This window comes from Bacteroides sp. K03, from assembly GCF_019734355.1.
GTDB lineage: Bacteria > Bacteroidota > Bacteroidia > Bacteroidales > Bacteroidaceae > Bacteroides > Bacteroides nordii.
Window position 1 is genome coordinate 1 of the sequence record NZ_JAASHC010000058.1, and the last position, 1,617, is coordinate 1,617.

The 1,617-nt window shown below is 40.0% G+C and carries 1 protein-coding gene; it reads left to right on the forward strand.

The features are described 5' to 3' along the window. The first annotated feature begins 183 nt into the window (after positions 1 to 183). Entirely contained in the window at positions 184 to 1,260 is a 1,077-nt protein-coding gene (locus HCG69_RS20575; protein WP_221651566.1) for an IS110 family transposase, read from the forward strand. Positions 1,261 to 1,617: the final 357 nt, after the last annotated feature.

Consider the following 1,617-nt stretch of genomic DNA (forward strand, 5'->3'; position numbering starts at 1 on the left):
TAATAGTTACTATGTTTGTAAACACTGAAAACCAACGCTCGTCGGGACGGGTGGTCCCGCCCCTTGCCGCTGGGCGTTCCCCGACCGAAGATTTGTTTTAAACAGAATAGGCGTAATAATTGAATTACTACATTTGTGAAATTGACAATCAACAAATAATCAGTAATTAAAACTATTACACCTATGGTACAAAGTAAAGGAATAAATTTCGATGGACAAAATATCTATATCGGAATTGATGTGCATTTGAAGACTTGGAGCGTGACTATTCTCACCCAATCGGGTTATAAAAAGAAACATTCTCAAAAGTCTTCTGCCAAAGAGCTCTTTGAACATTTGAAGAAACATTATCCTAACGGAAATTATCAAGCCGTTTACGAGTCTGGATTTAGTGGCTTCTCGACTTATTACGCTCTCCAGGAGTATGGCATTTCTTGCATGGTCATCCATGCGGCTGATGTTCCTACTACTCAATACGAGAATGTGATGAAGTCTGACCCTGTGGATTCGGAGAAGCTTGCCAAAGCTTTAAAGGCCGGCACACTTAAAGGTATCTACATTCGCAGGAAAGAAAATCTGGACAATCGTAGTGTTGTACGCATACGTAAAACCCTCAAACAACAACTCGGTGGTTATAAATCGCGTGTAAAGCATTTGCTTTATAATAATGGTGTTCAGTTGCCCGATTGTTTTGCCAGTCCTAATACGCATTGGTCTAAACGTTTTATGTCTTGGCTACGTGAAGATGTGGTTTTATTGTCCTCCAGCCGTATCGGACTTGATTTGTTATTGGAACAGGTTGACTTATTCAGGCAAAGCCTGCTTAAGGCAAACCGCCTGCTTCGTGATTTAGCCGGTAGTCCGTTGTACGCCGGCCGTTATTCCCTTCTTATTTCTATTCCCGGCATAGGAGTGAATACCGCCATGTGTCTGCTCACGGAAATAGATGACATATCCCGCTTTAACAACCAGCGTAAGTTCGCTTCTTATCTAGGACTTATCCCCACCATGCATAGCAGTGGAGAGAAATCCTGTAACGGCGAGAAAACATTCAGGGGAAATAAAAAGATCGGTCCCATGTTGGTGGAAAGTTCTTGGATAATCATACGGCATGACAGTGTCATGGCAGCCGCCTATGGTGAATATTGCAAACGCATGAAACCACAAGAAGCGATTATACGTATCGCCCGTAAATTATCAAGCAGAATTTTGAATGTGCTGAAAAAAGGGAAGAAATATGAATATGACAGATGTTGTTAGTATACCCTATAAAAGCCTGTTAGGCAAATTTCAGTTTGGACGACTCCTTTTTCATATTTGATGAGCCTTGAGCTGCATCTCTTAATAGTTTGTTGCGTCCATCCTATTATTCTGAAGAAGTAAATTGTTGCCTGCCGCTGTGCAGTTAAACTCATAGAAGTTTGTCTAATAGGGCTTTTATTTAAGAGAAAGCCACGAGGAACGATAGAAGTGATTAGTGGTTGATAGAGTAGGATTTTCATCTTAGTCTGGTAGGGTATTGTTTCTTGAAAAATGAGAGAAAAGAGATAACTAATTGATTTATAAAGTTAATAACAAATAAAAAAGTATTCAATTATTAGGAATACAACATAGAAG

Excerpts from the sequence above, each read along its gene's own strand:
- HCG69_RS20575 (WP_221651566.1), top strand. The coding sequence starts at position 184 with ATGGTACAAAGTAAAGGAATAAATTTCGATGGACAAAATATCTATATC.